The 21,372-nt window shown below is 66.7% G+C and carries 22 protein-coding genes; 15 read left to right on the top strand and 7 right to left on the bottom strand.

Going from position 1 to position 21,372, the window contains the following annotated elements:
- Positions 1-66 precede the first annotated feature (66 nt).
- Entirely contained in the window at positions 67-1,320 is a 1,254-nt protein-coding gene (locus tag ACXDF8_RS24100) for a hypothetical protein (RefSeq protein WP_457225787.1), read from the bottom strand.
- A gap of 40 nt (positions 1,321-1,360) precedes the next feature.
- On the opposite strand from ACXDF8_RS24100, the gene ACXDF8_RS24105 reads away from it, so the two are divergent.
- The 3 genes from ACXDF8_RS24105 (at position 1,361) to ACXDF8_RS24115 (ending at position 2,901) form a co-directional block, all read left to right on the top strand.
- Complete coding sequence (locus tag ACXDF8_RS24105; RefSeq protein ID WP_457225788.1) at positions 1,361-1,954, top strand: TetR/AcrR family transcriptional regulator; 594 nt, start codon at positions 1,361-1,363, stop codon at positions 1,952-1,954.
- 232 nt (positions 1,955-2,186) lie between these two features.
- On the top strand, positions 2,187-2,330 hold the full coding sequence (locus tag ACXDF8_RS24110; RefSeq protein WP_457225789.1) for a hypothetical protein: 144 nt from the start codon (positions 2,187-2,189) through the stop codon (positions 2,328-2,330).
- A 91-nt stretch (positions 2,331-2,421) separates the two neighbouring features.
- Positions 2,422-2,901 carry a nuclear transport factor 2 family protein gene (locus ACXDF8_RS24115; protein ID WP_457225790.1) on the top strand — a complete coding sequence of 160 codons (480 nt, stop codon included), beginning with the start codon at positions 2,422-2,424 and terminating at the stop codon, positions 2,899-2,901.
- Between the two features lie 6 nt (positions 2,902-2,907).
- Here ACXDF8_RS24115 and ACXDF8_RS24120 read toward each other — a convergent pair whose 3' ends face one another.
- Positions 2,908-3,570, bottom strand: a complete 663-nt coding sequence (locus ACXDF8_RS24120) for a L,D-transpeptidase family protein (protein WP_457225791.1) — start codon at positions 3,568-3,570, stop codon at positions 2,908-2,910.
- Positions 3,571-3,869: 299 nt separating this feature from the next.
- On the opposite strand from ACXDF8_RS24120, the gene ACXDF8_RS24125 reads away from it, so the two are divergent.
- The 4 genes from ACXDF8_RS24125 (at position 3,870) to ACXDF8_RS24140 (ending at position 9,142) form a co-directional block, all read left to right on the top strand.
- Positions 3,870-4,328, top strand: a complete 459-nt coding sequence (locus ACXDF8_RS24125; protein ID WP_457225792.1) for a hypothetical protein — start codon at positions 3,870-3,872, stop codon at positions 4,326-4,328.
- A gap of 932 nt (positions 4,329-5,260) precedes the next feature.
- On the top strand, positions 5,261-6,562 hold the full coding sequence (locus tag ACXDF8_RS24130; protein WP_457225793.1) for a DUF5631 domain-containing protein: 1,302 nt from the start codon (positions 5,261-5,263) through the stop codon (positions 6,560-6,562).
- Positions 6,559-7,515 (top strand): hypothetical protein, encoded by a 957-nt coding sequence (locus ACXDF8_RS24135; protein WP_457225794.1) that lies wholly within the window; start codon positions 6,559-6,561, stop codon positions 7,513-7,515. The genes ACXDF8_RS24130 and ACXDF8_RS24135 overlap by 4 nt, the downstream gene beginning before the upstream one ends.
- 136 nt (positions 7,516-7,651) lie before the next feature.
- Entirely contained in the window at positions 7,652-9,142 is a 1,491-nt protein-coding gene (locus ACXDF8_RS24140) for a bifunctional phosphatase PAP2/diacylglycerol kinase family protein (protein ID WP_457225795.1), read from the top strand.
- Here the strand turns inward: ACXDF8_RS24140 and ACXDF8_RS24145 are convergent.
- Positions 9,096-9,764: a phosphatase PAP2 family protein gene (locus tag ACXDF8_RS24145; RefSeq protein WP_457225796.1), complete on the bottom strand. Its 669-nt coding sequence runs from the start codon at positions 9,762-9,764 to the stop codon at positions 9,096-9,098. The genes ACXDF8_RS24140 and ACXDF8_RS24145 overlap by 47 nt on opposite strands.
- A gap of 40 nt (positions 9,765-9,804) precedes the next feature.
- Between ACXDF8_RS24145 and ACXDF8_RS24150 the strand changes: the two genes are divergently transcribed.
- The 3 genes from ACXDF8_RS24150 (at position 9,805) to stf0 (ending at position 12,757) form a co-directional block, all read left to right on the top strand.
- On the top strand, positions 9,805-10,287 hold the full coding sequence (locus ACXDF8_RS24150; protein ID WP_457225797.1) for a hypothetical protein: 483 nt from the start codon (positions 9,805-9,807) through the stop codon (positions 10,285-10,287).
- 102 nt (positions 10,288-10,389) lie between these two features.
- On the top strand, positions 10,390-11,886 hold the full coding sequence (locus ACXDF8_RS24155) for a sulfatase family protein (protein ID WP_457225798.1): 1,497 nt from the start codon (positions 10,390-10,392) through the stop codon (positions 11,884-11,886).
- A gap of 67 nt (positions 11,887-11,953) precedes the next feature.
- A complete protein-coding gene (gene stf0 / locus ACXDF8_RS24160) occupies positions 11,954-12,757 on the top strand; it encodes a trehalose 2-sulfotransferase (protein WP_457225799.1) in 804 nt (267 codons plus the stop codon).
- Here the strand turns inward: stf0 and ACXDF8_RS24165 are convergent.
- Positions 12,739-13,509, bottom strand: coding sequence for a trans-aconitate 2-methyltransferase (locus tag ACXDF8_RS24165; protein WP_457225800.1), 771 nt, complete (start codon positions 13,507-13,509; stop codon positions 12,739-12,741). The two genes, stf0 and ACXDF8_RS24165, sit on opposite strands and share 19 nt — an antisense overlap.
- Before the next feature lie 121 nt (positions 13,510-13,630).
- On the opposite strand from ACXDF8_RS24165, the gene ACXDF8_RS24170 reads away from it, so the two are divergent.
- Complete coding sequence (locus ACXDF8_RS24170) at positions 13,631-15,460, top strand: ArnT family glycosyltransferase (RefSeq protein ID WP_457225801.1); 1,830 nt, start codon at positions 13,631-13,633, stop codon at positions 15,458-15,460.
- Positions 15,461-15,469: 9 nt separating this feature from the next.
- Here ACXDF8_RS24170 and ACXDF8_RS24175 read toward each other — a convergent pair whose 3' ends face one another.
- Together ACXDF8_RS24175 and ACXDF8_RS24180 are read right to left on the bottom strand one after the other, a co-directional pair.
- Complete coding sequence (locus ACXDF8_RS24175; protein WP_457225802.1) at positions 15,470-16,369, bottom strand: class I SAM-dependent methyltransferase; 900 nt, start codon at positions 16,367-16,369, stop codon at positions 15,470-15,472.
- A 33-nt stretch (positions 16,370-16,402) separates the two neighbouring features.
- Positions 16,403-17,305: an oxygenase MpaB family protein gene (locus ACXDF8_RS24180; RefSeq protein ID WP_457225803.1), complete on the bottom strand. Its 903-nt coding sequence runs from the start codon at positions 17,303-17,305 to the stop codon at positions 16,403-16,405.
- An 84-nt stretch (positions 17,306-17,389) separates the two neighbouring features.
- Here ACXDF8_RS24180 and ACXDF8_RS24185 point away from each other — a divergent pair, with 84 nt between their 5' ends.
- Complete coding sequence (locus tag ACXDF8_RS24185; RefSeq protein ID WP_457225804.1) at positions 17,390-18,010, top strand: TetR/AcrR family transcriptional regulator; 621 nt, start codon at positions 17,390-17,392, stop codon at positions 18,008-18,010.
- Here ACXDF8_RS24185 and ACXDF8_RS24190 read toward each other — a convergent pair.
- Positions 18,007-18,582: a VOC family protein gene (locus ACXDF8_RS24190; RefSeq protein ID WP_457225805.1), complete on the bottom strand. Its 576-nt coding sequence runs from the start codon at positions 18,580-18,582 to the stop codon at positions 18,007-18,009. The genes ACXDF8_RS24185 and ACXDF8_RS24190 overlap by 4 nt on opposite strands.
- A gap of 78 nt (positions 18,583-18,660) precedes the next feature.
- On the opposite strand from ACXDF8_RS24190, the gene ACXDF8_RS24195 reads away from it, so the two are divergent.
- The 3 genes from ACXDF8_RS24195 to ACXDF8_RS24205 are packed head-to-tail and all read left to right on the top strand — an operon-like array spanning position 18,661 to position 21,371.
- Complete coding sequence (locus ACXDF8_RS24195) at positions 18,661-19,287, top strand: TetR/AcrR family transcriptional regulator (protein ID WP_457225806.1); 627 nt, start codon at positions 18,661-18,663, stop codon at positions 19,285-19,287.
- Between the two features lie 15 nt (positions 19,288-19,302).
- Positions 19,303-20,424: an alpha/beta hydrolase family protein gene (locus ACXDF8_RS24200; RefSeq protein WP_457225807.1), complete on the top strand. Its 1,122-nt coding sequence runs from the start codon at positions 19,303-19,305 to the stop codon at positions 20,422-20,424.
- Positions 20,421-21,371 carry a 2-hydroxyacid dehydrogenase gene (locus tag ACXDF8_RS24205; protein ID WP_457225821.1) on the top strand — a complete coding sequence of 317 codons (951 nt, stop codon included), beginning with the start codon at positions 20,421-20,423 and terminating at the stop codon, positions 21,369-21,371. Before ACXDF8_RS24200 ends, ACXDF8_RS24205 begins: the two co-directional genes overlap by 4 nt.
- The last annotated feature ends 1 nt before the right edge of the window (position 21,372 follow it).

The following is a 21,372-nucleotide window of genomic DNA, read 5'->3' on the forward strand; positions in this document are numbered from 1 at the left end:
GCAGATTGCGGTCACGTCGACAAGCTGGCCTTGGCGGCGATGCCTCCAGCGCCGACCAGCCATCGGCTACACCACCGTCAACGGCAGAGAACGACGCTCCTCGAACTCGAACGTCGCACCGAGGCTGAACTTCGTGACCTCCACCTCGGGCGCGACTTTGGCTGCGGTGTCGGTCTTTTCGAACTCTGCGGTCCAATCGTCGCCGATGCCGGTGATGCGCACCGCGAGATGCGGGTCGACCGCCGTGGCGATCGCCTGTAGCGGTTCCGGGGACGCCGGGGAGCACAGCGAGATCCAGGAGCCGTCGTCGTGGCACGGTGACCGATGGACGTGCAGCCGGCCGCCCTCGATCTCGGCGACCACGTAGCCGGCGGGGTTGAGCAGCGGGTGCAGTTCGAGGACCCGGGCGAGGCCGTCGAAATCGGTGGGCAACCGCAGCGCTTTGCGAATCCGCTCAGCAGCCACACCCGCGATGCCGATGAGCTGCTTGGTGCAGATCTGGGTGGCCAGTTCGGTGTTGTCCGTGTCCGTGCCTTTGTCAGTGGCCCTCGCCCGGACCGCGATGCCGAAGGACAGGTTGAGCAGGTGCATCTGCAGCACCACCTCGTCGGCGATGCGCGCGAGGGCCGAGTGGGAGAACGCGCCGAAATCGACGTCGGACAGCAGCGGCCCGGTGTATGCGGGCCAGCCTTCGTCCGCGGGGTCGATGGGTGCGAGTTGCCATGTGGCGGCGTTTGTTTGGGCGACGATGTCGAGCGCGGGGATGCTGGTGGCATCGGGGTAGGACTCGTCGATGATGACAGTCCAGGCGCAGTGCGGCTGGCGGTCGGCGGGCGTGCGCGGCGGGCGGTGGATCGGCCGCACCTGGGCCTTGGGGTTGGTGGCCACGGCGGTGGCGTCGAAGGTGGGGTCCTCGATGTCGTGGCACATGCCCTTGACGTAGTCCGGCCCCATCGGCTCGACGTCGAGCAGGGCTCCGCAGTGGTCGAGGTGGAATTCGCCGTGCCAGCGGTCGTGGACGGTGTAGCGGAAGTCCATGAACTGTGGTGGGGCACCGATGTCGAGCTGCAGCCCCTTGAAGATCGTGATGACGTCGGTGCCCTCGTACTTCAAGGCCTTCTGCATCCGCCGGGTGTAGATGGGACTGGAGCCGGCCCACTCCTCGATCGCGATCTGCAGCATCTCGTCCCGGCCGAAAGACTGTATACACCAAGCCATTCCGGATCGGTCGATCATCTGCCCGATCAGCAGCAATTCAGGCACGAGGGTGGCAAGTTCGGCCCGGGACAATCGGGCATAACGGCTGAGGGGCTGGCTCATACGCGAAACATAGTTGTCTCAATGTTATAAAGTCAACGATGTGAAGTCGCTCGGCACACCCCCCACCAGGCAGACCCAGGCGCCGCGCAAACGCGGTGACGACACCCGCGCGATGATCATCGACGAGACCGTCCGCTGCGTGGTCGAGGAGGGCTTCTCCGCCGCCACCGCCAAGCACGTCGCCGAGCGCGCGGGCGTCACGTGGGGCGTCATCCAGTACCACTTCGGCGACCGCAACGGCTTGTTGATGGCCGTGGTCGACGAGGGGGTGGCGCGCCTGCTGGAGAGCCTGGGTTCAGCCGAGGTCGGCGATCTACCGCTGCCCGATCGGATCGAGGTCGTCGTCGACACCGCGTTCCGGTGCTACAGCAGCCCAACGTCGTTGGCGGCATTCGAGATCCTGCGGGCCACTCGCGGCACCCATGGGCAGAGCGCGACCCGTCACCTGATGGAGATCAACGCCGCCATCAACCAACTGGGCCGGCTGATCTCCGAGGATCCGGCCGTGGCCGAGGTGATCTGGTCGGCGCTGCGCGGCATGGTCCTCGTCGAGATGATCGTCAACTCTCACCTGGAGTGGCAGCGGGAGCGTCAGCTACTCGTCGACATGGTCACGCAGTACCTCCAGAGCTAAGTCCAGCGAACCACGTCACAGCCTTCGCTCGTCGTGCTAGGCATCACAGGTGACTGGCCAATCGACCCTCTGCAGGGCGTCACTGTCGGCAAACTCACACGTCCTGGCTTGATTTACATGGAATTAACAAGGACGATCAAGGGGTTCTTCTAGCAGGTGATCCCTGGCTGGGGAACATATCCAGCAAACACTCCCCCGCAGACTCGGGGGATATCGAGGAGTTGAGAACACAATGTCGATCGCGGAGTTTCGCAACGATATGAAGCGGGCCATGCGCCGCCGCCGGCTGTACGCGCGCATCAATGCGCTGCCCCAGTCGACCGTGCGCGAGGAGCTCGTGGCGATCGCGCAGCGCTACGAATTCGGTGAGCGCTGACCGTCCGTCGATGAACTGATGGCGCGACCCTTCGGGCATCGCGCCATCCATCGGGACATCCAGACCCGTCGTGCCGGTCTCTTGTGCTGCAATGTGCGGCATGGCTGATGCGGACGCGATCGAGGCAATCAAGCAGGTGAAGTACCGCTATCTGCGAGCACTGGACACCAAGCATTGGGACGACTTCGCCGACACCCTCACCGACGACATCATCGGTGACTACGGGTCGTCGTTGGGCGAGGAACACCACTTCACCAACCGCACGGACCTGGTGGAATTCATGCGCAAGTCGATGCCCGCCGGCGTCCTGACCGAACATCGAGTGACCCATCCGGAGATCACCGTCGACGGCGACGAAGCTGAGGCGACGTGGTACCTGCAGGATCGGGTGATCGTCCCGGAGTTCAACTTCATGTTGATGGGGGCGGCGTTCTACCGTGACCGCTACCGCAAGACGCCGGACGGCTGGAAGATCGCCAAGACGGGCTACGACCGCACCTACGAGGTGACGATGTCGACCGAGGCGTTGAACTTCAAGGCAACCCCCGGCGCCGCAATCGCCATTACTTAGCGACAGCTACTTGGCGACGGCGATCAGCGCGCCGGGCTGTAGCCAGCGCATGATCTTGACCAACGTGTCGTCGTCGAGGGAGACGCAACCTGCGGTGGGCCCACCGTCGGTGGTGTGCACGAAGAATGCGCCGCCGTTGCCAGGGATCCGAGCCTTGTTGACGCCCATGACGATGGCGTGGGCGTACTGCGGGATGTAGAGGTTCTCGGTGCCGCTGGCCGGGTTGGTGTCGAACGGGCAGTCGGCCTTCTTACAGACCTGCATGGTGTTGTAGGTCGGGCTCTTCATGTCGCCGTCCCACCAGTAGTCCGGGGTCACCTGGACGTACTGCAGGCCGCCGCCGGGGTTGGGCTGGGTGCCGAAGGCGAAGTCGAGGGTGAAAATGCCCATGGGCGTTTTCATTTCGCCGTCATGGGATTGCGGGACCATGCCATTGGCGCCGACATGGGTGGGAATGGCGGTGGCGACGGGTTGCCAACCGTTGGCGCCGCGCTGCCATACGTCCATGTTGGCGGTGGCACCGCCGGTGCTGACGACGGAGAGCACCTGGGTGGCGTCGCCCACGTTGGCCTGGAACCACGGCGTCTCCGCGTGACTGGGCGGGGCGGAGGACAGCGCCAGCAGTGCCGCACTGACGGCAGCACACATCGAAACGACGGCTCGGCGCATCGGTTCATGGTGTCTGGGTGGTTCCTGGCAGGTCAAGTCAAGGTTGGGTGACGGTTTGGTCTGGGCTGGCTAACGGGATTGGGTGACTTGACTCCGCTGGCCAACCAGTGGTGCGACCGCTCTGAGCACCCGGAACTGGGTGTACAGGCAGGTGGGAGTGGGTATTGCCAGTATTGGTGAATAGCGCTCCGGCAAACGCAAGGGATACGATTTCCGACATGTCGCACGTGCCATACGGACCAGGGCCCACAGCACAAGCTCCGTGGCCGGGACCGCCGCCGTCAGGGGGGCCGTCGCGGTTGCCGACGGTCATCGCCATCGTCGTCGCCGTGATCGCGATCGCCGTCGCCATCGGAGCCTGGTTCAGGCCGGCGCCTAAGCCTGAGGCTCCCGCAGCTAAGACGTACAGCGAGCAGGAAGTCACTGATGCGAAGAAGGCTGTGTGTGAGGCGTTTGCAGCCGCCAACAAGGCGGTGCAGGCTGCTGGCAGGAGGAACGAGGGAACGGATTCCACCGCGATCTTGGCAGTAGCCGCGAATGTTCGCCTCGCGTTGACGGCGGGCAGTTCATACATGCTGCGGAATCTAGAAGATTCTCCAGCGACTCCGGACGATCTAGTGGCGTCGATCAAGAAGCTTGCCGATACCTACGAGGACATTGCAATCGCGCAGCTTGGCGAAGCCCCTCAAGACCAGTTGGACCCTTTATACAAAGCTGGTGACGAGGTGACGAATAGCGTTAAGCAGGCTTGCGGATGAGCGAAGAAGCAGCGTTGAGTGGCTGGGGCCTCTTACTAGTTGGCCATGAGTGGCCGAATGCTTCGTCCCTGACTATCGTCGCAACCGCGGCTGCTAGCAGAGGGCTCATTGCAAACTCCTACGATTCCTACGCGGACTTGTTGCAATCCATCCAGAACGGTCCCCTATCCGAGCAGCAGGGTGTGACCGCGGATGACGCAAGAAAAGCTTACGAACGAGGTCGGAGTCATGCAGTCGAGGTTTCGGAGCAGAATGCGGCCAAGAAATCCGCCTACGAATCAGCACATGGATCGACGCATGAGCTTCGAAGCGAACTCACATCAATCGCTGAGCGCGGAACTTCTGATATTCAAAAGATCACCGCATCGAATGACCCCCTACCGATGAAGGTTGACAAGATCGTTGAAGTCATCTCTACCGCTCAGCGTGACGCCAGCAGCAAGGCTGCAACCTACAGCGACAACGTGTTCAGTGCGATCCAACAGGTACTCGACCGATCGGGCCAGGACATACCAGCGCGGAAATTCGCAGAGCAGCGCGGGTTCGACCCTTCAAGTCAGAACCGACCAATGTCAGCCGAGGCCCTTCGCGACCAGGTTCGATCATTCTTGAAGAATTCGCCAAGCCAGCCCAACCAATCCGCCGAAAGTCAAAACTCACCGGTTTCGGATTCATTTTCATCCGCCTCGTCCGCGGGCGAGTCGCAAAATCAAGTGCCAGTCGAAGCGCCTGGACCGAGCGCAACGGCTTTCTCATTTGCAACGAACAACGGGAAATCTGTTGGTGGAACTGCGGCTACGCCATCTCCTGACAATCCGACTGAGCTCGGTCCGGTGCTTGCGAGCGGTCAAACGGGACCACTCGTCGGAAGTTTTCAGGGATCGCCATTACCAGGTTCAACGGCTGCCGGGGGTCGGCCCGCTACTGGGACAATGGGAGCCGTCACACCGCCCGGCTCGCCATTCGCCCCGCCCCCATCCTTGGGTAGCGGCACCCCCTCCACCCCCACCTCCGCCCTCTCCCCCGAAGGCTTCGCCCAGAACTTCAACGCCGGAGCGCAGACCGGCAGCCCGATGTCGGCCGGCACCGAGTCCCTGTCCAACAGCGCCGCACACGCGATGCAACCGCAGACCCCGCTCCACCCCAAGAGTATGAGCGCCCCGATGACATCGACCATGCCATCAGCCGGAGCACCACTCTTCGAAAATGCCCACGCGGCACCAACTTACGAAACCCCCGCACCCACCACCACACCAGCCGAGACGCCCCAGACCTTCGTCGCCGCACCCACCGCATCGGCCGCACCCGCCATGCCGTCGGCCGCCGCCCCAGCCGCCCCCGCCGGACCACTGCCCGCCTACGGCGCAGACCTACGCCCACCGACGATCACCCCGCCGGCCAGCCCACCACCGGCTCCCTTGGCCGCCAACCCGGGATCCGCACCCGTCCACCCGTCGAACGCCAGCCCGCTGGGCCAGCCCGCTGTCGTACGACAACAACCCTCCCCTGCGCCCACAGTCCCACCAGTCAGCGGACTCACCGAAAATGCCGTCGCCGCAACGGCTACCGGTGCAGCGGCCGGCGCCAGCGCCGCACAGACCCAGGCCCAGCAGCGGCTACAACGCCTCCTCGACGCCGTCGCCCGGCAGGAGCCCAAGTTGCGCTGGGCCATCGGCGACCGCGAAGACGGCACCACCGTCCTGGCCACAGACCTCGCCAGCGGCTGGATTCCGCCACACATCGAAATCCCCACCGGCATCAAGCTGCTCGCGCCCGGGCGCCGAAACAGGACCCTCGAAGCACTACTCGGCGAGACCACCCTCACCGCCGCCTACACCCCAGGCCAGTACATCCCGCCCGCCGCCGACACCGAACCCGTCTCGATGTCGATCCGCCCCCGCAGCACCGACGACGTCGACGACCTCGGCTGGGAACTCTCCCAAGCCACCAAATGGCGCGACGGCCTACCACGTCTGGCCCACACCCTGGCCAAAGCCGCCACGACGGGGACCGGCTACCTGGACTCCGAAATCGAACTGCTGCACGAAAACCTCAGCGCTGTCGCCAAGCAGGTCATCGCCGGCTACCCAGATAGCAACCCCGCCGACATCGGCAACTGGCAGCTGCTGGCGACCATCGATGCACTCATCAACGACGAGAAGACCGCCGCCAACTACCACTTCGCGTGGTTCCAGGCGCTCAGCCTGGCATTGAAGGGGGAGGAACGCCGATGACCTCCGGTCAGATCAGCGCAAGCGCCGGCCAGTACCTGGCCGCCAATGGCATGAACGTGCCGCCGCCGCCCATCGCTTCCGACCCGCTCGTTGCCGGTGCGGTGCCCATCGAGCAGCTTCTTCGCATTCTCGGTCTCGCCGCTAACCTCGGCGACCCGAAGGACAACGCGGAGAGCGCCGAAGAACACGCCAAGCGCGATGCCAAGACCGCCGATGCAGCGGCCAAGTTCCCGGCCCAGGACGAACAGGCAGCCGCCGAGATGAAGGGCGTCGCCGGGCAGGGTGACGCCTCCCAGATGGCCCAACAGCTTCCACAGATGGCCTCGGGTATCGCAGGTGCGCTCGCCGGGGCGATGGGCGGAATGCTGCAACCTCTTACCCAAATGCCCCAGCAGCTCGCCCAGGGCGCACAGCAGGCCATGCAGGCCGGTATGGGCATGATGCAGCAGGCGGGCGGAGCAACCCTGGACAAAGCCGGCCTCACTGACGCTCCGCTCGACGAACTCGGCGAAACCGCAGGCGAATTGGGGGCAGGCGGTGGCGGCGGTGGAGCTGGCGGCGGCGGCCTCGGCGGAACCACCCCGATGTCCATGCTGGGTCCGCCACCGGTTCCCGCCGCCGGCACCTCGCCGTCATCGGCGCCGGCCATGACCACGCCACCGGCGAAGATGGCCGCGCCTGGCACCACTCCGACCGCCGGCATGGGCGGCATGCCGATGATGCCGCCCGGTGCCATGCACGGTGGAGGCGGCTCGGAGAAGGACACCAAGGCTGACACCAAACGCGTGTCGGTCCCGACCGTCAAGAACGGTGCGCCCGTTCAGGGCCGCATCGCCACCCCCCCACCGGAGCCGCAGGTCACTAAGAAGGTCGACGGCAAGCCGGTGGCCACCAAGCGAATCATCCTGCCCAACACCAAACCCGCCGACGAAGCACCAGAGCCGAAGTCCTGAGCCAAGTCAAGGACGTGCGCCGCAATGCGGGTCTGTAGCCCTCGGCGCCAGCCGGCTCCGCGCTCCCGACGGCTCTGGATGAGCCGGACGCGGAATTGACGACACCGTCGACTTAACCCCCGGCTACGTTGGGTTGATGACACCGCGAATCTTGCTTGAAGGTCAGGGCATCCGTCAGATCACGAGCGGGCTGGGAACGTTGGACCGCGAAGTGTTCGAGGCGGTCGCCGAATCGCCGAGCGTGCTGCTGGACAAGGCGATGCCGGTGCTGACCCGCGCCGCCGACCATTCCAAGCTGTGGTTCGCAATCGCCGCGGTGCTCACCGCAACGGGTTCACCGGCGGCGCGCCGCGGCGCGGGCCGCGGGGTGGCCACCTTGGCGGTCACCAGCATGGTCACCAATCAGCTCGCCAAACGCGCCTGGAAGCGCCAACGGCCCAACGGGAGCCTGGTGCCGCTGGTGCGGCGCGCTCGTCGGATGCCCACGTCGAACTCGCTGCCATCAGGTCATTCCGCGAGCGCGGCGGCATTCGCCGTCGGCGTCGGCCTGGAGAGCCCGCCGCTCGGTCTCGGGCTGGCCTTGCTCGCCGGCCTCGTCGGCCTGTCCCGAGTCGCCACGGGCGCGCACTACCCGGGTGACGTGTTCGCCGGCTTCGGTATCGGCGCCGCGATCGCTGTGCTCGGCGGCCGGCTCATCCCGCCGATCGTGCCCGCCAAGCTGCCCTCGAACGAGCCGCTGATCATCGAGGCACCGGCACGGCCCGACGGCGAGGGCGTCGTCCTCGTGGTCAATCCCGCCTCCGGTAGCGGCAATGGGGCACGGGTCATCGACGAGGTCCGCCAGAAGCTGCCCAAGGCCGAGATCGTCCAACTCGCGGCGGGCGACGACGCCGCGACCGCGCTGCGCGAAGCAGCCGAACGCGCCGAGGTACTCGGTGTAGGGGGCGGTGACGGCACCGTTGCGTGCGCAGCCGGGGTGGCGCTAGCGGCCGGGCTGCCGCTCGCGGTGTTCCCCGCGGGCACCTTCAACCACTTCGCCAAGGACATCGGTTGCGACACCGTCGAACGCACCGTCGCGGCCATCAAGGCGGGCAGCGTGTCGTGCGTCGACCTGGTCTGCCTCAACGAAGACCAGACGGTGATCAACACCGCCAGCATCGGGGCCTACCCGCAGTTCGTCCGGACCCGCGAGAAGCTCGAGCACAAGATCGGCAAGCCGCTGGCCGGCATGTACGCCATGCTCCACACGCTGCGCCGGGAGCAGCCGGTGCGCATCCGCTACGACAACAAGACCCTGCAGACGTCACTGTTCTTCCTCGGCAACTCGGTGTACCTGCCGTCGGGCTTCGCCCCCGCCCGGCGCACCCGGATGGACGACGGGCTCATCGACGTCCGGATCCTCGAGACCGGCCGCCGGCTGAGCCGCCTGCGCATCCTGACCGCCTTGGCTCTCGGCCGGCTGGAGCGCAGCCCGCTCTACCACGAGATCCAGGCGCCGGAGTTCTCCTTCGAGGCGGTGGACGGGCCGACTCCTCTGGCCCGCGACGGCGAAGTCGGCGACACCTACGACCGGGCCAGTTTCAGTGCACGCTATCGAGTTCTGCCGGTTTTCCGGCCGCTGCGGTGACCTGCCGCGGTGGCAGCAGCCGCATACACAACAGGTAGTACAGGTAGCCGAGGGCCCATCCCGCCACCACGTCGGACGGGTGGTGAACGTTGAGCACCACGCGCGCCGAGCCGACCACAACGATGAGCGCCGCTCCCAGCACCGCCAGCGGAAGTCGCGCCGCCCGAGCCAGCCGTGGCCAGATCACGGTGAGCACGGCGAGCACCCCCACCATCACGCCCAGGGCATGACCGGAGGGGAACGACGTGGACGTGGCATGGGACAGCGCCGTATCGGGGCGCTGCCGATTGGCCAGGAGCTTGGCAGCCTCGGTCACCAGTCCCATCAATTCGACGCTGATCACCAGAAAGAGTGCCGTCTGAAGGTGTCTGCGCGTCAGCGCCGCAATGATCATCACCAGCGCGATCACCCGAAAGCCGATCGGGCCGAACACGAAGCAGAACACCACCCAGAACTTCACCCAGCCCGGGCGCGCGGCGCCGATGTCACGGAACTCGCGCAGCAATACGGTGTCGACGGCGGCCAGCCATCCCCAGTGCTGCACGAATCCCACCCACATGGCCGCGTAGACCATCGCGGCGGCCAGGGCGGAGCCGATCAGCCAGGCTTTCCGTGATCCCATCTCTTCTTCCCTACCACGACGTTCTGGCACGATCGTGGATGTGGCCGTCTTCCTGCGCCGCTTGTTCGGTATCGGCAAGCTACCGCCCGAGATGCGTGCGCAGTTCGACAGCGAAGGCATCGTCTATCTGGCCGAGTACGTGCCGGTGACGCGTCGTTTCACTGGCAGGATCCCGGGTCTACGCGCCAGCGGAAGCGTCGCCAGTTACGTGGGCTCGGTCGTCTTGACCTCCCAGCGCGCCGTCGCCACCCTGTCGAGCGTGCCCAAGGTGGCCGGACGCACCCTCGATGTCCGGTGGGATGCCACCGCCGGTGGCGCTGTCGCCGCCGAAATATCCAGCAGCGGAATCACTCTGGACGTCGACGTCGACGCGGTCGACCCGCGGTTCAGCGGCAGCCTGTCCCTGAAGTACAAGACCGAGATCCCCGACGACGTACTGGTGCGGCTGCCCACCACGCATCTGGCGTTCGACGTGCCGCCCGAGTACGTGTTCCGCGCGGTCGGCGTACCGCACAACCCCTGACCGCTTCCGAGGTCAATCACTTCCAGACCGATACCTCTCGGGCCGATGCGGCGAATGTGGCGCGGGCGCCAAGAATCCGACCCGGCACTAACCTTGCACCGCATGCCGGATGCGGGCACCGTCACTCGGCGGGGCAAGCTAGACCTACCGAACCGAACGGAGGCATCCCGCGTGAGCCAGCGCCAACGCGACAACCTGCTGATCGTCCACTGGCACGACCTAGGCCGCTGCTTGGGCGTCTACGGGCACCCCGGGGTGCCCAGTCCACGGCTGGACCGGCTGGCCGCCGAGGGCATTCTGCTCACCCGCGCTCACGCCACCGCCCCGCTGTGCTCACCGTCGCGGGGGTCGCTGTTCACCGGCCGCTACCCACACAGCAACGGCCTTGTCGGCCTGGCACATCACGGCTTCGAATATCGCCCCGGAGTGCGAACCCTGCCCCACATCCTGCACGAGCATGGTTGGTACTCAGCACTTTTCGGGATGCAGCACGAGACGTCATTCCCGACGCGGCTGGGTTACGACGAGTTCGACGTGTCCAACTCCTACTGTGACTACGTCGTGGGACGTGCCCAGGAGTGGCTCACCGAAAGCGCTCCGATCGAACAGGGCACGCCGTTCCTGCTGACCGCCGGCTTCTTCGAAACGCACCGCCCGTATCCACGCGATCGGTACGAACCCGCCGACGCCGCCGCCGTCGAAGTTCCCGACTTCCTGCCCGACACCCCCGAGGTGCGCGGAGACCTCGCAGAGTTCTACGGCTCGATCGCGGTCGCCGACGCCGCCGTCGGCCGGCTGCTGGACACCCTGCAGGAAACCGGCCTGGACGCCGACACCTGGGTGGTGTTTCTCACCGACCACGGCCCGGCTTTTCCGCGCGCCAAATCCACCCTGTACGACGCCGGCACCGGTATCGCCATGATCATCCGCCCGCCCCGCCGGCTCGCGGTCACTCCGCAGGTCTACGACGAGTTGTTCAGCGGCGTCGACCTGCTGCCCACCCTGCTGGAACTGGTCGGCATCACCCCCGGCGACGACGTCGAAGGCCTCTCGCACGCAGGCAATCTGCTCACCGCACAAGGCTCTCCGGCGCAGATCCGCGACCACGTCTACACCGAGAAGACCTACCACGACTCCTACGACCCGATTCGTGCGATCCGCACCAAGAACTACAGCTACATCGAGAACTACGCGCAGCGGCCCCTGTTGGACCTTCCGCTGGACATCGAGGAGAGCCCGTCGGGGCAGGCGGTGGATCCCTTCATCCACGCACCGCGCCCACCGCAGGAGTTGTACGACCTCGACGCCGACCCCGACGAGTCGAGGAACCTTCTCGACGGCGAGGCCACCGACGAGTCGCTGGCCGTCGCCGAAGAACTGGCGGTGCGCCTCAACCAATGGCGCGAAGAAACCGGCGACGTCATCCCTTCGGAGTTCGTGGGCACCCGCATCGCGGCGCGCTACACCGAGACCTACTTCGAGATCCACGGCTTGACACTGACCAGCCGCGCCGCCACCGCCACCGCCACCGCCACCGCCACCGCCACCGCCACCGCCACCGAACGTGGTATCGAGGACGAAGTTGGTTCGCAGCAATAGTTTTCGTCACGCGAAGTTAAATTTCGCCGATCCCACCACCCGAGGGATCTGCCGTTAGGCTCTGCCCATGCCCGATCACCCGACGGCCTATCTCGTGCTCGCCTCGCAGCGCAGCGGCAGCACCCTTTTGGTCGAGTCGTTGCGCGCCACGGGCGTCGCGGGTGAGCCGCAGGAGTTCTTCCAGTACTTGCCCAACACCAGCATGTCGCCGCAACCACGGGAGTGGTTCGCCGACACCGACGACCAGTCGATCCTGCGACTGCTCGATCCCTTGATCGAGGGCAAGCCCGACCTCGCCCCGGCCGAGATCTGGCGGGACTACATTCGTACCGTCGGGCGCACACCCAACGGCATCTGGGGCGGCAAGCTGATGTGGAACCAGACCTCGATGTTGCTCAGCCGCGCCAAGGACCTGCCCGAGCGCTCGGGAACGGGTCTGCTGTCGGCGATCCGGGACGTCGTCGGCAGCGACCCGGTACTGATCCACGTGTATCGGCCCGACGTCATCTCGCAGGCGGTGTCGTTCTGGCGGGCCGTGCAGACCCGGGTGTGGCGCGGCCGCCCGGACCCGGTGCGCGACGCCCGAGCCGAATACCACGCCGGGGCGATCGCCCACGTCGTCGCCATGCTGCGGGCCCAGGAGGAGGGGTGGCGAACCTGGTTCGCCGAAGAGGACGTCCACCCGATAGATGTGCCCTACCCGGTGTTGTGGCGCAATCTCACCGACGTGGTGGCCCAGGTTCTCGAAGCCGTCGGCCAGGATCCACGCCTCGCCCCGGCCCCCGTGCTCGAGCGCCAGGCCGATCAACGCTCAGACGAATGGGTGGACCGCTACCGCGCCGACGCCGAACGTCAGGGCCTGCCGACCTGAGCGACGACGAAAATCCGGCGGAACGGGAAGTGTATGCGCCCGTCCGGGCGGGGTGGGTAGGCCTCGTCGAGCATGGGAATCAATTCGCCGCGGAACCGTTCCCACTGCTCGTCGTCCAACTGATCGCGGATTGGCGTCAGCGCCGTGCCGGTGATCCAGTTGAGCACCGCGTGCTCGCCGGTGAGCTCGTGGATGTAGGTGGTCTCCCAGGCGTCGACGCTGCAGCCGGCGTCGGTCAGCAGCCCGGCATACTCCGACGGGGTCTGCACCACCCTTGCGGTGCGAAAGCCGAAGTCGCCCAATATTTCCGACCACGGGTTCTGGGCAGCCAGCCGGCGCACCGCGGCATGCGACGGCGCATCGAAGTTGCCGGGCACCTGAACCGCGATCCACGCACCTGGTTCCAGCAGCTGCGCCCACCGCAGCATCAATTTGGCATGTCCGGGAATCCAGTGCAGCGCAGCATTGCTCAGGACCACATCGGTTCCAGATTGCGGCGCCCAGGCGCTGATGTCGCCGAGTTGAGCGGCTAGGCCGCGCTCGCGAGCCGCGGCGACCATCTCCGGAGAGCTGTCCACCGCCTCGACGGTGGCCGACGGCCAGCGGCGGATCAGCTGCTCGGTGAGGTTTCCGGGTCCGCAACCGAGGTCTGCCACCCGGCGCGGCGACTCGGCGCCGACGCGCGCCAACAGGTCGAAGAAGGGGCGGCCGCGTTGATCGGCGAACGCCAGATAGTTCTGCGGATTCCACATCCTGCCCACTTCACCACAGCGCCGCCGACCTTCACCACAGCGCCGCCGATCATGAAATACACAGCCAGTTCCCAGCCGGCACGACCGCCGCGGCCCAGCGCCGTCGTGCACCGTAGTGGCCGTGACCGCGATCGCCGACCGCCTGGACCTCGCCGCCCCAGCGGCAGCCGACGCCGAGGTCCCGCCCGCGCCGCGCTGGTCTTCGCCGGCTCTGATCGCTTTGCTGGGCGCGACCGCGGCGCTCTACTTGTTCAACCTGCCGATCAACGGCGACGGCAACGCGTTCTACGCGGCGGCAGCACAGTCGGGTGCCAAGAACTGGAAGGCGTGGTTCTTCGGTTCTCTGGACCCCAACAACTTCATCACCGTCGACAAGCCGCCGGCGTCACTGTGGGTGACCGGGCTATCGGTGCGATTCTTCGGGATGACCAGCTGGGCCATTCTGGTGCCACAGGCGGTGATGGGTGTGCTGGCCGTCGCGCTGCTCTACGCCACGATGCGCCGCACCGTCGCCGATCCGCGCCGGGGCGCGGTCGCGGCCCTGATCGCCGCCGCCGTCATGGCCCTGACCCCCGCGGCGACCCTGATGTTCCGGTACAACAATCCCGACGCACTCATGGTGCTGCTCATCGTCGCCGCCGCCTACGGCCTGATCCGCGCTACGGCGACCGCGTCGTGGTCCTGGCTTGTATTCGTCGGCGTCACATTGGGTTTCGCGTTCTTGACGAAGATGCTGGCCGGGTTGCTGGTACTCCCGGCGTTCGCTCTGGCGTATCTGCTGTTCGCGCCGACCACGTGGCGCAGACGCCTGGTGCATCTGTTGGGCGCCGCGGCCGCTCTGATTGTGTCGAGCGGATGGTGGGTCGCCGTCGTCGACCTATGGCCGGCGGCGTCACGTCCCTACATCGGCGGTTCGACCGACAACAGCGTGCTCAATCTCGCTCTGGGTTACAACGGTGTCGACCGAATCGCAGGCGGTGGCAACGACGTGTCGCACGGGCATCTCGGCAGCTGGGGCATCCACGCCGGGGCGTTCAGAATGCTGGCCGGCGAGATGGGCTACGAGATTTCGTGGCTGCTTCCCAGCGTGGTGGTCGCGATCGTCGCCGGTGCGTACCTGGTGCTACGCCGGCGCATCAGCCGGCTCGAATCGGCCGGCGTCACCATGTGGACCGCCTGGTTCGTCGTCAGTGCGGGTGTGTTCAGTTACATGAGCGGAATGGTCCATCCCTACTACACCGTCGCGCTCGCGCCGGCGGTCGGCGCGCTGATCGGTCTGGTCGCGGTGCGCAGCAGGGCCGCGGCGGTCGTGATGGTCGTGCTCGCCGCCGGGTGGGGCATCGGGCTGCTGCACCGCGCGGGGCTGGGGCCCTCGTCGCTGCAGTGGACGATCGGGCTCGGCGCAGCGGCCGGACTGGCCTTGCTGGTGGCCGCGGCCCGCTGGCATCGGCTGACGCCGGTCGCGGCGCTGCTGTGCACTTTGGCCGGCCTGGGTGGCACCGCCACGTTCGCGGTGGCGACGGCGGCGACGCCGCACAACGGGTCGATCCCCAACGCGGCGCACACCGCCGACGTCTGGCCGACCGTCGGCGGCCGCTTCGCCAAGACAATGATGCTGGGCGCCGGTTCCAATCACGTCGACCCGCACCTGGCGGAACTGCTGTGCGCCACCAAGACCACCTGGTCAGCGGCCACCCCCGGTTCGCAGGCCGCAGCCGCGCTGGAGATCGCCTCCGGCACCGCCGTGATGGCAATCGGCGGGTGGAGCAACGACCCCGTCCCCACGCTGCAGCAGTTCGTCGACGCCGTGCACGCCGGTCGGATCGCCTACTACGTGGAGAGCGGACGGATGCGGGCCCACGACCGCACCAGTGAGCAGATCGCCGACTGGGTCGCCCACCATTACCCGCCGATGAAGGTGGGCGCTGCGACCGTGTACCACCTCATCTGAGGTTCGGCACTACTTCTTGACGGCGCTCACCAGGGTGACGCTGGCCAGCATGTTGGCCGCCTCGGCGTCCGCGGAGTCGACCGACCGGCCGACGGTCTGCAGGTAGTCGAGCAGCGTGGTGGCTTCGGCGTCCCAGCCACGCTCGGCGAGCCACTGCGCCGCCGGCGCATGCTGCTCGTTGTACACCAGCTGCCACCACTGGCCGCGTTCGTCGTCGACGGATTTGGCCTCGGCGACCTTGGCGTGGAAGGCGTCGCGGTCCATCGGCCTGCCCTCCTCGACGGCAAGGTGGCTACCCGGGCAGGTCAGTGCGTCGATGCCCGTGAAGAGCTGCTCCTGCGCGGTCGCGGGCAGGTAGATCAGCAGCCCCTCGGCAATCCAGGCCGACGGCTCGTCGGCATGAAAACCGCTGTCCAGCAGCGCCTTGGGCCAATCGTCACGAAGGTCCACGGCAATCTCCCGGCGCTGGGCCCTGGGTTCGGCGCCGTGGGCGGCCATCGCGTCGCGCTTGAACTCGAGCACCTGCGGCTGGTCGAGTTCGAAGACCGTGGTGCCCGCGGCCCACTCCAGGCGGTAGGCCCGCGAGTCCAGCCCCGCGGCCAACAGCACGACCTGGCGCACTCCGGCCTGCGCAGCCCGCCGGAAGTAGGCGTCGAAGTATCGGGTCCGCGCGGCCTGGAACGTCACGAACTGCTCACCGAACTCTTCGGACTTCAGTGGATGGTCAGGCACCCCGCCGTCCAGCAGCTCGGCCCACGGACCGCCCACCGCGCGGCAGAACACCTCCGCATACGGGTCGACCGCGAGCGGATCGGGCTTTTGCGCCTCCAGCGCTCGGGCGGCGGCGACGAACAAAGCCGTCGAACCGACACTCGTGGTGATGTCCCAGCTGTCGTTGTCAGTACGCACATCGGCGAGCGTACGCCCGGATCCTGACGGGGATCAGACCAGCGGCCGGCCGGTATGAACGCGCCAATCTAGGTCGTAGAGAAGCACATTGAACGGAAACGCCCGGACGAACCGGGGGGCGAGGTTGTTGGCGAACCGCAGCCCCGCCATCAGCCGGTCGAAGCGGCGCTGTTTGGCGGTATCCCATTCGAAGCGCATCTCGTCGCGGAACCGTTGCGGCAGGAACCCGGTGGTGATCAGCAGCGCCAGCTCTTCGTAGGCCCGCTGCACGGGTCCGGGCAGGCGCAGCCCGCGCAGCCGCGACACCGCGATCGGGTAGAGGTACTCGCGGACGGCGTCATCGATGTGCACCTTGTCCAGCGATTCCTGCCAGTAGCGGTCGAACGCGGTCCGGTCGGGCGGCCACATCTGCGCCGGCACCTGCAGTGTGGTGCCCAGCGCCGCACCGTCGCGGTAGTGCTGGTCCGCCGTCTGCTCGTCCATCTCCCCCACGAAGATCCGGTAGACGTCGACGGCACCCTTGTAGAGGCAGGCAGCGACCCACAGCTGGAGCTGCTTGTCGAAGGCCGTGTACTCCACCGGGCTGTCGTCCGTCGAGTACACCTGCGCGTGCGAGGTGTTCACCGCGCGACGGAAGGCCTTCTTCTGCTCGTCGCTACCCCTGGTGGCCACCGCGAGGTAGGTGAATGTCGTTCGGGCCCGCTTGATCGGGTGGCGATCGACCCGGCCGCTTTCCACGCGGCTTTCCATCACGCCGTAGCCGACTCCCGGCAGGGCCAGTTGCATGATCACGTTGGCCGGTCCGGCCAGCAACGCCACACCCATGAGTCCGTCGTCGATGCCGGCGCCCCGGCGCCGCCCCGGCACGGCGTTCCCCTCGGCGGGTGCCGAGCTCACTCCACGTTCGACATGGCTGACGGGTTCACTGATCGACACGACGGGCCACCTGTCGCCTCGGACAATCTGACAACGATGGTTTCCTAATATCCGCCGCCGCCCCGGCAATGTCAAGATGGGTCGATGACGCAGGCCAGACCCTACGGCGGCGTGGACGCCGCGGACCGGCTGGAGCGGCGGCGGTCCCGGTTGCTGGAGGCGGGGTTGAAGCTGCTGGGCAGCAACGTCGACCCGGCGGAACTGACTGTTCGGGGCATCTGCCGGGAGGCCGGTGTGGCCACCCGCTATTTCTACGAGAGCTTCACCGATAAGGACGACTTCGTCGCGGCGGTGTTCGACTGGGTGATAGCCAGGATGGCGTCCACCACCCAGGCGGCGGTGGCCGCCGCCCCACCCGAGGAGAAGAACCGGGCCGGCATGGCCAATATCGTGCGGACCATCGAAGACGATCCCCGGGTCGGCCGGTTGATGTTCAGTTCGCAACTGTCCAATGCCACCGTGGTCCGCAAGCGGCAGGACTCGGGGGCGTTGTTCGCCATGTTGTCCGGTGAGCACGTAGGGAAGATGTTGCGCCGCCCGGCCAACGACCGGATCACGGCGTTGGCGCATTTCGTGGTGGGTGGGGTCGGCCAGACCATCAGCGCATGGCTTGCCGGCTCGATCACGCTGACGCCCGACGAACTGGTCGACCAGCTGACGGCCATCGTCGACGAACTGGCCGATCCTCGACTGTTCCGCGACTAGCGCGCCGCCACAGGCCTGCGGTCGGCGGCCGTCCTGGGCTGCGTCGTGGCATCATCCCCGGTGAACGCTCTTGTCCAGCAAGCGAACTCGAGCACAATGCCGTCGGGGTCGGTGAAATAGAACGATCGCACGTACACCCCCGGATGCAGGGTCGCAGCGACCTGCGAGGGGCTCTCGTCGTGGTTGAGCACCGGGCCGACCCGCACACCCTTGGCCTTGAGCCGGCGGCGGTACTCGTCGAACTTCTCCGCGGGCACATGGAAGGCCAGGTGGTTCATCGACCCGACGGCGCTGACGATCGACCCCAAGCCCGGCAACGCCGCGGGCAGGGTGTTGCCGGCCTGTCCGTCCGGGGCGTCGACGAACCAGAAGAAGGCGACACAGTCACCGTTGCCGGCGTCGAAGAAGAAATGCTGGCCCATCCCGTCAGGCAGATCCAGCGACTTGACCAGCGGCATGCCCAGCACGTTCGAGTAAAAGTCGACCGTGCGTTCCATATCCGAGCAGACCAGCGCGACGTGGTTGATGCCACCGAACTCGAACTCGGTGTTGGCGTTGTGCGGCTTGATCATGACGTGCCCCCAGAAGTGCTGGCCAACGTGCGTATCTGAACCTAACATCAGATTCAGTTCCTGACCAGAAGGATGGCCGTGTCGACTCTGTCCGAGCATCCACGTCGTGAACGGCCGGTCCTGCCGACCGCCCGCGGGCGTCGCACGCAGGCGGCGATCGACAGCGCCGCTCGCGCGGTGGTGGCCCGCAAGGGCGTCCTCGCCACGACCGTCGCGGACATCGCCGCCGAAGCCGGCCGTTCGACAGCGTCGTTCTACAACTATTACGACTCCAAGGAGGCGATGGTCCGGGAGTGGGCGATGCGCTTCCAGGACGAGGCCACCGACCGGGCCCGCGCGGTGACCCGGCCCGGCCTGACCGACCGCGAACGGGTGCACGAAGCCGCGGCGGCCCATTGGAACACCTACCGCCACCGGCTGGCCGAGATGATCAGCGTCTCGCAGCTGGCCATGGTCAACGACGACTTCGCGCAGTACTGGGCGGAGCTGTGCGCGCTGCCGATCGCCTTCATCACCGAGATGATCAAACGCGCCCAGGCTCAAGGGCATTGCCCGGATGACGACCCACACCTGCTTGCCGAGGCCATCGTGTCGATGTTCAACCAGTTCTGCTACGTCCGGCTCAGCGGAAACAGAACCGATGTCGACGATCAGGCGTGCATATTGACGCTGGCGAATATTGTCTATCGGACAATCTATGGCTGAGGAGGACGACTGACCATGCCAACCCCTGGCGTCGTTCGTGAGTTCATCGGCATGCCTTCGCCCACCGCACGAAGGGCCGCGGCCGGCGGGCATCCCTGTCAGGGCCTCTACCACCGCGGGGTCGGCCGTAAGCCCAAGGTCGCCGTCATCGCCACCCACTATCAGATCGACTTCTCCGAGCACTACCTCGCCGACTACCTCGCCACCCGCGGCCTCGGCTTCCTGGGCTGGAACACCCGGTTCCGTGGCTTCGAAAGCACCTTCCTGCTCGACCATGCCCTGGTCGACATCGCGGTCGGCGTGCGCTGGCTGCGCGAGATCCAAGGCATCGAAACCATCGTGCTGCTGGGCAATTCCGGCGGCGGGTCGCTGATGGCTGCTTACCAGTCGCATGCGCTGGACCCCAACGTCACCCCGTTGGAGGGCATGCGGCCCGCTGCCGGACTGGCCGACCTGCCGGCGGCCGACGGCTACATCGCCAGTGCCGCACACCCGGGTCGCCCGGATGTGCTGACCGCGTGGATGGACGGGGCGGTCGTCGACGAGAATGACCCGGTGGCCAGCGATCCTGACCTGGACCTATTCGACGAGAACAACGGTCCCCCATACTCACCGGAGTTCGTCGCCCGCTACCGCAAGGCCCAGATCGCGCGCAACCATGCGATCACCGACTGGGCCGAGACCGAACTGAAGCGGGTTCGCGCCGCGGGGTTCTCCGATCGTCCCTTCACCGTCATGCGGACCTGGGCCGACCCGCGAATGGTCGACCCGACCCTGGAACCCACCAAACGGCAGCCCAACCTCTGCTACGCCGGGGTGCCAGTGAAGGCTAACCGGTCAGCGCACGGCATCGCCGCCGCCTGCACACTGCGCAACTGGCTGGGCATGTGGAGTCTGAAGACCGCCCAGACCCGCGCCGAACCCCACCTGGCCCGAATCCGCTGCCCGGCACTGGTGATCAACGCCGAGCAGGACACCGGCGTGTTCCCGTCCGACGCCAAGCGCATATTCGACGCGCTCGCCAGCGAAGACAAGACCCTGTGCTCGATCGACACCGACCACTACTTCACCACGCCGGGGGCCCGCAGTGAACAGGCCGACATCATCGCCAAGTGGATCGGGAAGCGGTGGCGCTGAAAGTCCTCGCCCATTTCCTGCCTGGCGACAACGTGCTGGAAATCGTTGGTTCCGAATCGGATTGGCTCGACATCCGATGGTGCCACGAGGATGACGACGACACCCTGCACCGGGAGCTCCCCGACGCCGAGGTGATCTGGCACGTTCTGCGCCCGCTGTCGGGTGAGGATCTGCGCCGCGCGCCGCGGCTGCGCCTGGTCCACAAGCTGGGCGCCGGCGTCAACACCATCGACGTCGCGACGGCCACCGAACTCGGTGTCGCGGTGGCCAATATGCCGGGCGCCAACGCACCCTCGGTCGCCGAGGGCACCGTGCTGCTGATGCTGGCCGCTCTGCGCCGGCTGCCGGAACTCGATCGGACCACGCGTCAGGGGCGGGGTTGGCCGACCGACCCGAGCCTGGGTGAGACCGTGCGGGACATCGGCAGCTGCACCGTGGGTCTGGTGGGCTACGGCAACATCGCCCGACGCGTCGAGACGATCGTGCACGCCATGGGCGCGGCGGTACTGCACACCAGCACCCGCGACGACGGCACCGCGGGCTGGCGCAGTTTGCCCGGGCTGTTGACCGAGAGCGACATCGTCAGCCTGCATCTGCCCCTGACTCCCGAGACCAGGGAGCTCATCGGCCCGCGGGCGCTGGCCACGATGAAAACCCATGCGGTGCTGGTCAATACGTCGCGCGGCGGTATCGTCGACGAGCCGGCGCTGGTCGAGGCGCTGCGTGGCGGACGGCTCGCAGCCGCGGGTCTCGACGTGTTCGCGACCGAACCCGTCGATCCGGCCAACCCACTGTTGCGGCTCGACAACGTCGTGGTGACGCCCCACGTCACCTGGTCCACCGTCGACACCATGCGGCGCTACCTCCGCGAAGCGGTGGACAACTGCCGGCGCCTGCACGACGGGCGCGATCCGGTCAACGTCGTCAATGTCGTGCACGGCAGGTGAG

Source organism: Mycolicibacterium sp. CBM1 (assembly GCF_054073305.1).

What these genes read in the sequence shown, in the direction of transcription:
- ACXDF8_RS24100 (WP_457225787.1), bottom strand. Translation starts at nt 1,320, where the DNA reads ATGAGCCAGCCCCTCAGCCGTTATGCCCGATTGTCCCGGGCCGAACTT.
- ACXDF8_RS24110 (WP_457225789.1), top strand. Translation starts at nt 2,187, where the DNA reads ATGTCGATCGCGGAGTTTCGCAACGATATGAAGCGGGCCATGCGCCGC.
- ACXDF8_RS24115 (WP_457225790.1), top strand. Translation starts at nt 2,422, where the DNA reads ATGTGCGGCATGGCTGATGCGGACGCGATCGAGGCAATCAAGCAGGTG.
- ACXDF8_RS24120 (WP_457225791.1), bottom strand. Translation starts at nt 3,570, where the DNA reads ATGCGCCGAGCCGTCGTTTCGATGTGTGCTGCCGTCAGTGCGGCACTG.
- ACXDF8_RS24130 (WP_457225793.1), top strand. Translation starts at nt 5,261, where the DNA reads ATGGGAGCCGTCACACCGCCCGGCTCGCCATTCGCCCCGCCCCCATCC.
- ACXDF8_RS24135 (WP_457225794.1), top strand. Translation starts at nt 6,559, where the DNA reads ATGACCTCCGGTCAGATCAGCGCAAGCGCCGGCCAGTACCTGGCCGCC.
- ACXDF8_RS24140 (WP_457225795.1), top strand. Translation starts at nt 7,652, where the DNA reads ATGACACCGCGAATCTTGCTTGAAGGTCAGGGCATCCGTCAGATCACG.
- ACXDF8_RS24145 (WP_457225796.1), bottom strand. Translation starts at nt 9,764, where the DNA reads ATGGGATCACGGAAAGCCTGGCTGATCGGCTCCGCCCTGGCCGCCGCG.
- ACXDF8_RS24155 (WP_457225798.1), top strand. Translation starts at nt 10,390, where the DNA reads ATGCCGGATGCGGGCACCGTCACTCGGCGGGGCAAGCTAGACCTACCG.
- stf0 (WP_457225799.1), top strand. Translation starts at nt 11,954, where the DNA reads ATGCCCGATCACCCGACGGCCTATCTCGTGCTCGCCTCGCAGCGCAGC.
- ACXDF8_RS24165 (WP_457225800.1), bottom strand. Translation starts at nt 13,509, where the DNA reads ATGTGGAATCCGCAGAACTATCTGGCGTTCGCCGATCAACGCGGCCGC.
- ACXDF8_RS24185 (WP_457225804.1), top strand. Translation starts at nt 17,390, where the DNA reads ATGACGCAGGCCAGACCCTACGGCGGCGTGGACGCCGCGGACCGGCTG.
- ACXDF8_RS24190 (WP_457225805.1), bottom strand. Translation starts at nt 18,582, where the DNA reads ATGATCAAGCCGCACAACGCCAACACCGAGTTCGAGTTCGGTGGCATC.
- ACXDF8_RS24200 (WP_457225807.1), top strand. Translation starts at nt 19,303, where the DNA reads ATGCCAACCCCTGGCGTCGTTCGTGAGTTCATCGGCATGCCTTCGCCC.